This window comes from Pseudodesulfovibrio karagichevae (assembly GCF_041414475.1).
Taxonomy (GTDB): domain Bacteria; phylum Desulfobacterota; class Desulfovibrionia; order Desulfovibrionales; family Desulfovibrionaceae; genus Pseudodesulfovibrio; species Pseudodesulfovibrio karagichevae.
In genome coordinates this window covers 78,168-85,646 of the sequence record NZ_JBGLYH010000010.1, presented here as the reverse complement: position 1 = coordinate 85,646, position 7,479 = coordinate 78,168, and the positions used below count along the sequence as shown (strand labels likewise).

Sequence of the window (7,479 nt, the reverse complement as noted above, 5' to 3'; positions counted from 1 at the left end):
TGTTTGCGAAATTAAAACAATTTAGACGAATAGCAACGAGATACGACAAGCTCGCCTCTACCTACATGTCATTCTTACATGTTGCAGCGATTTGGATTTGGTTGAAATGAATGTCGACAGACCCTAACAACCTCTTTCAAGAGGTTCTTAAGCGGGGTCCGGGGCAGCGCCCCGGCCGCCGGAGGCATCCCCGGTCCTCTAGTCGTTGAACGAGGTCTTGACCGTGGGGACCATGCCTTCGTCCTTGGCGGAGAGTTGGGGGAGCATTTCGCGGACGCTGTCGGTGATGGGCAGGGTCCAGGTGTGGGCCGAGACCACGGTGGAGTCGACCAGGCGGATGACGCGGGCGGTCATGTACACGTACCGGTCGGCGATGACGTAGGAGCCGACGAGCTTGGCGGACCGGGGCGGCAGCACGCGGGACGAGCCCGCCAGGCTGGTCGACTTGCCGTAGTCCGCGCCGCTGACGCCCGAGGCGTAGGTGAAGTCCGTGGCGTTGGGGGTGCCCTCGTTGATGTGCACGCCGTGCTGGACGAGGCGGTCGGCGATCTGTTGGGCCATGGCCTGGCCGAAGACCGATTTGTCGCCGGGGTCGTCCTGGTTGGTGAAGGGCGAGACGAACACGGCGGAGTCGATGGTCAGTTCGTTGTTGTCCACGTTGGAGAAGAGGACGTCGGCGGCCCGGTAGTTGAGCTCGATGATCGGCACGGACGCGGTGTCGTGGTAGCTGCGGGCCGTGGGCGTGGTGTCGAACACGTAGTTGAACGTGTCGGTGGTGGTCTCCTTGGTGTCTTCCCACAGGCGGTTGCCGCATCCCTGCAGGGAGAGCAGGAGAATCGCCGTCAGTATGCTCAAGGCCGCTTTGTTCATGTCGTTGCCGTCCCGGTCGCTGTTTTTCGGTGCCTGGTGGTGTCCCGAAGGCTATTCGGCAGTTTCGGGCATTTCCTTTAGGATGGCGCGCAGGAGTTTGACCATGGCCGTGGAGGATTTCTCGGCCTGGGCTATGACCTGTTCCAGGGAGGCTTCCTGCATGCAGTCCGGCAGGTTCTTGTTGGTCAGGCAGGACAGGCCGAGGATGCGGATGCCCATGTGGTGGGCGGCGATGGCCTCCATGCAGGTGGACATGCCGATGGCGTCCGCGCCCATGGCCCGGTACATGCGGGTCTCGGCCGGGGTCTCCATGTTCGGGCCCATGATCTGCATGAATACGCCGCGCTCCAGGCGGATGCCGAGTTCGAGCGCCTTGTCGACCGCGAGCCTGCGCAGGGCCGGGTCGTAGACCGCGCACATGTCCGGGAAGCGGTCGCCCCAGGCGTCGACGTTCTCGCCGCGCAGGGGGGTCAGGCCGGTCAGGTTGATGTGGTCCTCGATGAGCATGGGGCAGCCCACTTCGAAGGAGGGGTTGAGCGCGCCCACCGCGTTGGTCAGGACCAGGGTCTTGATGCCCAGCTCGCCGAGCACCCGGATGTTGTGGGTGGCCTCTTGCGGGGTGAACCCCTCGTAGAGGTGGAAGCGGCCGTCCAGGGCCAGGACCGGGGTGTCCCCGATGGCCCCGGAGAGGAGGCGTCCCGCGTGGCTCTTGACCGAGGAGACCGGGAACTCGGGGATGTCGCCGTAGGGGATGACGATCGGGTCCTCGATGGCCGCGGTCAGGGGGCCCAGGCCGGTACCCGTTATAAATGCCACGGTACCCGCTTGAATTATGTCTAGCTTTTCATGTATGTATGCGGCAGAATGTTGTATCTTTCTATGGTATTCCATGTGGACTCCTTATGGATTGGACGCGACGTCGGACAGGGGAGAAGGATTTTCAAACGGACCGATCAGACTCGTGAAGGATAGGCACGCTTTATGGATATCGTGACACTACTTGGTCTCGCCGTGGGGTTGTCGCTCATCACCGGGGCCATTATTCTCGGTGGAGCGGTCGATGTTTTCATCAATGTTCCCGGCATGATGATCGTTATCGGAGGCACGCTCGCCTCCATCCTGGTGGCCTTCCCGTTCGAGGAGATCATACAGTCCTTCAAGGCCGCGTTCAAGATGTTCGTCGGCCGCAAGAGCCGTACCCGCGACGTGGTCAACATCATGGTCAAGGTGGCCGAGATCAGCCGCCGCGAGGGGCTCATCGCCCTGGAGAACGTCCAGACCGAGAACATGGTCCTCAAGAAATCCTGCCAGCTCATTGCCGACAATGCGGACCCGTCGCTCATCCGCTCCACCCTGTCCATCGAGATCAACTCCATGCGCCGCCGCCACCAGGTGGCCCAGGACGTGTTCAAGCGTTTGGCGGGTCTGGCGCCTGCCTTTGGAATGATGGGCACGCTCATCGGCCTGGTCCAGATGCTCTCGCAGCTCGACGACCCCAAGTCCATCGGCCCGGCCATGGCCGTGGCCATCCTGACGACCTTCTACGGATCGGCCATGTCCACGCTCTTCTTCATCCCCATAGGGGCCAAGCTCAAGGCCCGCACCCTGCAGGAGCAGCTGCATCTGGAAGTCATCTTCGAGGGGGCCAAGTCCATCCTCGAGAACAACAACCCCCGGTTGGTCTATGAGAAGCTCTCGTCCTTCCTGGCCCCGGTCGAGCGGGAGACCCAGCGATGAGCAGCGAATATGACGACGATCTGTTACTCGACTTCAGCGATGACGAGGGGGACGAAAACGAGTGGTTGACCACCTTCGCCGACCTGTCCATGCTGCTGCTGGTCTTTTTCATCCTGCTCTATTCCATGTCCACCATCGACACGCAGAAGTTCTCGGACACCTTCTCTTCGGTGACCCAGGCCCTGCAGGGCAAGATGGACAAGATCTCCACCAGCCGGATCACCCGGGAAGAGGCCGGGGTGCTCATCGACCAGGCCATGATGCGCCGCCAGATCATCGAGTCCCAGCGCAAGGTCTTCGCCGAGGTCAAAACCCTGCAGACCAAGAAGGGCGTGGAGGGGCTGGTCAGCGCCAATTTCGAGGACGGCGTCATCACCCTGCGCGTGCCGGGCGACGTCATGTTCCAGTCCGGCAAGGTCGAGCTCACGCCCATGGGCGTGCAACTGGTCCAGGATCTCAAGGACTTTTTCATCAAGCACAAGGACCAGAACATCAAGATCGTCGGCTACACCGACAACGTGCGTCCGAGCGGCAATTCACGGTTCAAGGACAACTGGGAGATTTCGGCCATGCGCGCGGTCAATGTTCTGCGCGTATTGCTCAAGATGGGGCTGGAGTCCACCCGGCTGACGGCCACGGGGCTGGCCTATCTCAACCCGCTGTACCCGAACACCTCCGAGGAATACCGGGCCAAGAACCGGCGGGTGGAGTTTATCCTTGAAAAACGCGTGTCCGGCAAATAGCTTTCGGGTGATACATAGATTCCTTTGGGGGCGTTATGGATTTCAACATACAGTTGCCGGACGAAGAGGAGAGGCTGCGCAAGGCCTTCCGTACCAAGGTCCCGGGGTTGACCGCACGGTTCCCGGGGCTGGACCTCGTCTATGACGTGGCCGATCTCAGCGCCACCGGTTTCGCGGTCGTCGACAAGGGCGGGCGGCTCGTCGAAAGGGAGACCTTCGACGTGGAGCTGTTGATCAAGAACAGGCTGTTCATCAGCGGAGCCAGGGCCACCTGCATGCGCGTGCACGACAACGGCGTCGTGGGGCTGAACTTTGCGGACCTGGACCGGCAGAAGCAGATCAAGCTCGACAAGCTGGTCCTCGAGGTGCAGAAGAGACTTATCGCCCTGCGCAAGAAAAAGCGCGAGCAAGGCTGACAGTGCAGCTCAGGAACATCGACCGTCACAAGGTCCTCATAGCCAACCGAGGCGAGATCGCCATGCGGGTCATGGGCGCGTGCAGGCGCCTGGGGCTCGATTTCGTCTGCGTCTGTACGGCCGCAGACCGGGAGTCCGGGCACGTCCGGCTGGCCCGCGAGCTGGCCGGGGACGGCGCGGTCCACACCATCTCCTCCTACCTGGACGCCAACGAGATTTTCTCCGTGGCCGACGCGAGCGGGGCCACGGCCGTGCATCCCGGCTACGGCTTCTTCGCCGAGGACTTCCGTTTCGCCCGGCGGGTGGTCCGGCGGGACCGGCCCATGGAATTCATCGGCCCGAGCTGGTGGGTCATCCGCGACCTGGGCGACAAGATCAACACCAAGCGCATCGCCCGGTCCCTGAACGTGCCCACCGTGCCCGGTTCGGACCGGCCCGTGTACAGCGAGATCGAGGCCGACGAGATCGCTTCCTCGCTGTTCGAGTTCCAGGCCAGCCAGGGCATCGTGGACGGGGTGATCATGGTCAAGGCCTCGGCCGGCGGCGGGGGCATGGGCATCGAGGAGGTCGGGGACTTCAACGAGTTCCGCTCCGTGTTCCGGCGCATCCGCAACTACGCCAAGCGAAATTTCGGGGACGAGGGCGTGCTCATCGAGCAGCGTATCTTCGACTTCAACCATCTGGAGGTCCAGGTGGTCTCCGGGCGGGGAGGGGGCCAGCACGTCCATTTCGGCACGCGCAACTGTTCGGTCCAGTCCACGGGCAAGCAGAAACGCATCGAGGTCGCGCCGGGCTTCGCGCCGGGCGTGGTCTCCTACACCTTCGACGCCGCCCGGGTGCTGTCCGAGATCACGAACCACTCCCTGGCCATGGCCCGCGAGACCCGCTACGACAACGTGGGCACCTGGGAGTGGATCATCACCCCGCGCGGCGAGCCCTTCCTGATGGAGGTCAACACCCGCATCCAGGTGGAGAACGGCGTGTCCGCGGTCATCTCCAGGGTCAATGGCCAGCCGGTGGACATCATCACCGAGCAGATCCGCCTGGCCCTGGGTGAACCGTTGCGCTACACCCAGGAGGACATCACCTTCGAGGGCGTGGGCATCGAGTACCGGCTGGTGGCCGAGAACACGGCCAACCGGTTCACGCCCTGCGCAGGGACCATCACCCGCCTGGGCTGGCCCGAGCGCGACTGGTTGCAGGTGCACACCCATGTGCCCACGGATCGGCCCTACGAAATCCCCATGGAATACGACCCGAACCTGGCCCTGGCCATTGTCTGGGGTAACGACCTGGCCGAGGCCAAGGCGCGCGGGCTGGAGTTCCTGGACGGGCTGGTTCTGGAGGGCGAGTGCGGCGGGTCCGCCAATGAATTTTACAGCAACGTCGAGTATCTGAAAGCCAAGACCGGTAAACTCCTGGAGTTCTGAGCATGGACAGGGAACGAAGAATTCAGGGGCTCAGGGATCGGCTGGCCTACATCCGCGACATCTTCGCCAACCGCGACGACGAGTCCATCCGCTTGCTGGCCGCCAAGTTCGGCGAGCTCCTTGAGCGCCACCAGACCATGCCGGGCGGGGTCAAGCGCGAGGAACTGGCGCGCATCGCGGACCTGTTCGACTTTTCCGAGCGCAAGCTCGACACCACCCTGACGCCCATGGACCGGGTGCGCATCGTCCGCCATCCCCAGCGTATCTGCCTCAAGGACATCCTCGAGAACGTCTACGACAACTACACCGAGATCGGCGGGCGGGGCGAGTACAACATCGACCCGAGCATGCTCATCGCCCGGGCCGTGTTTTCCCGCAGGGTGGGGGACAAGGTCACCAACCAGATGGTCATGGTCATCGGCCAGGAAAAGGGCCACGGCGAGGCGTTCCGCAACGGCGGCTCGGTCAAGCCGTGGGGCAACGCCAAGGCCCTGCACTACATGAAGGTCGCCGAGACCGAGAACATCCCGGTGCACACCTTCGTGTTCACCCCCGGGGCGTATCCGGTGGAGGACTGGCCGGGCGCGGCTCAGCAGATCGCCCGCAACCTGTACGATCTGGCCGGGCTGCGCGTGCCCGTGGTGGCCGTGTTCTCCGAGGGCGGCTCGGGCGGGGCCGAGGCCATCGGCCTGGCCGACCGTCGGATCATGCTTTCCCACGGCTACTATTCGGTCATCTCGCCCGAGGGCGCGGCGGCCATCGAGGCCGGGCTGCGCAGCGGCGACCGGGCCACGCCCGAGCTCATCGAGAAGTGCGCCCGCCTGCTGTGCATCACCGCCGAGGACAACCTGCGCAACGGCTACGTGGACCGCGTGCTCCAGGAACCGCCGCTCGGGGCCCGGCCGTCCCACTACGATTTCTTCCGCGAGCTGCGGCGCGAACTGATCCAGACCACCAACGAGGTGGTCAGTTCGGTCAAGTCCATGAAGCTCTACCGGGCCATGGCCGTGCGCACCTCCAAGACCGACGACGCCGAGTCCATCTACATGCGCTGGACCCTGTCCCAGTCCGCCCTGGACCGGCTGGTGGAGCAGCGCCAGCGCAAGTTCCGGGCCATGAGCCGCCACGCGCGCCTGGACGGCACCGGGGTGATCACCCGCGCCGTGGCCGCCACCAGGGGGACCATATGGGCCGCCCATTCCTTTTTGCGCTACGACCTGCTGGGCCGCCAGAAGAGGCGGCTCAACGCCATGTTCGAGGACCTTGGGGCCGAGGCGCACCTGGTCCGGCACAAGGTGCTCATGCCGCTCAAGAAGACCCTGGACAAGATCCTGCCCGGCAACGGCGCCACGCAGCCCAAGGTGGGCGAGGCCGTGGTGGACCGGCTGACCCGGCTCTCCTGCCCGGAGGACGGGGCCTGTCTGGTGGGCAGCGAATGGGCCTGGACCAGCCCGCGCAGCCAGGAGGACCGGACTATTTCCTGCCCCAATGTGCGCACCCACCACTGCCCGGACCTGTGGGTGCCGGACCTGTTCGGCGATTTCGCCGGGGTCTGCCCGTCCTGCGGCCACCATTTCCCCATGGAGTACCGCTGGTACCTGCAGAACGTTTTCAATTACAGCGAGTCCAAGGAGTTCAACCAGCAGCTGGAGTCCATCAACCCCCTGGGCTACGAGAAGTTCGACACCAAGCTGGACAAGGCCAAGGAGCGGACCGGGCTCAAGTCCGCGTGCATCACCTTCGAGACCTCCATCGAGGAGGTGGACGCCGTGGTGGCCGTGCTCTGCGCGCCGTTTCGCGGCGGTTCGGTGGGCGCGGCCGAAGGCGAGAAGTTCATCCGCGCGGCCGAACGGGCCACGCGCAAGCGCCAGCCGTTCATCGCCTACGTGCACGGCACTGCGGGCATCCGCATCCAGGAGGGCGTCAACGGGGTCATCCAGATGCCGCGCTGCACCATCGCCGTGCGCCGCTATATCGACGCGGGCGGCCTGTACTTGGTGCTCTACGACACCAACTCCTACGCCGGGCCCGTGGCCAGCTTCCTGGGCTGCTCGCCGTACCAGTTCGCGGTGCAGTCCTCGAACATCGGCTTCGCCGGGCCGGGAGTCATCTCCGAGACCACGGGCATTGCCGTGCCGCCCAACTACCACAAGGCCTACCACGCCCTGTCGCGCGGCCACATTCACGGCATCTGGGACCGCCGGGAGGTCAAGAAGAACCTGCACCAGTCGCTCCTGACCATGGGCGGGCGCAACCTTTACTATCGCTGATTTTTATGAGACA

At 64.0% G+C, this 7,479-nt stretch carries 7 protein-coding genes and 1 pseudogene; 6 read left to right on the top strand and 2 right to left on the bottom strand.

Annotation, left to right across the window (positions count from 1 at the left end; genetic code table 11):
• Window positions 1–110: pseudogene (locus AB6M95_RS05715) on the top strand (IS5/IS1182 family transposase); the annotation flags it as partial.
• Window positions 111–198: 88 nt separating this feature from the next.
• Here AB6M95_RS05715 and AB6M95_RS05710 read toward each other — a convergent pair.
• Together AB6M95_RS05710 and AB6M95_RS05705 are read right to left on the bottom strand one after the other, a co-directional pair.
• On the bottom strand, window positions 199–870 hold the full coding sequence (locus tag AB6M95_RS05710) for a FlgO family outer membrane protein (protein WP_371385776.1): 672 nt from the start codon (window positions 868–870) through the stop codon (window positions 199–201).
• A gap of 51 nt (window positions 871–921) precedes the next feature.
• A complete protein-coding gene (locus tag AB6M95_RS05705) occupies window positions 922–1,761 on the bottom strand; it encodes a purine-nucleoside phosphorylase (protein ID WP_371385775.1) in 840 nt (279 codons plus the stop codon).
• A 90-nt stretch (window positions 1,762–1,851) separates the two neighbouring features.
• Between AB6M95_RS05705 and AB6M95_RS05700 the strand changes: the two genes are divergently transcribed.
• From AB6M95_RS05700 to AB6M95_RS05680, 5 genes are read left to right on the top strand one after another with little or no spacing between them, the layout of a single operon-like run.
• A complete protein-coding gene (locus AB6M95_RS05700; RefSeq protein WP_371385774.1) occupies window positions 1,852–2,607 on the top strand; it encodes a motility protein A in 756 nt (251 codons plus the stop codon).
• The gene (locus tag AB6M95_RS05695) at window positions 2,604–3,350 is read left to right on the top strand and encodes an OmpA/MotB family protein (RefSeq protein WP_371385773.1); all 747 of its coding nucleotides are present in this window, start codon (window positions 2,604–2,606) and stop codon (window positions 3,348–3,350) included. The genes AB6M95_RS05700 and AB6M95_RS05695 overlap by 4 nt, the downstream gene beginning before the upstream one ends.
• A gap of 35 nt (window positions 3,351–3,385) precedes the next feature.
• A complete protein-coding gene (locus tag AB6M95_RS05690; protein WP_371385772.1) occupies window positions 3,386–3,766 on the top strand; it encodes a PilZ domain-containing protein in 381 nt (126 codons plus the stop codon).
• A gap of 2 nt (window positions 3,767–3,768) precedes the next feature.
• Window positions 3,769–5,196 carry a biotin carboxylase N-terminal domain-containing protein gene (locus tag AB6M95_RS05685; RefSeq protein ID WP_371385771.1) on the top strand — a complete coding sequence of 476 codons (1,428 nt, stop codon included), beginning with the start codon at window positions 3,769–3,771 and terminating at the stop codon, window positions 5,194–5,196.
• A 2-nt stretch (window positions 5,197–5,198) separates the two neighbouring features.
• Entirely contained in the window at window positions 5,199–7,466 is a 2,268-nt protein-coding gene (locus AB6M95_RS05680) for an acetyl-CoA carboxylase carboxyl transferase subunit alpha/beta (protein WP_371385770.1), read from the top strand.
• The last annotated feature ends 13 nt before the right edge of the window (window positions 7,467–7,479 follow it).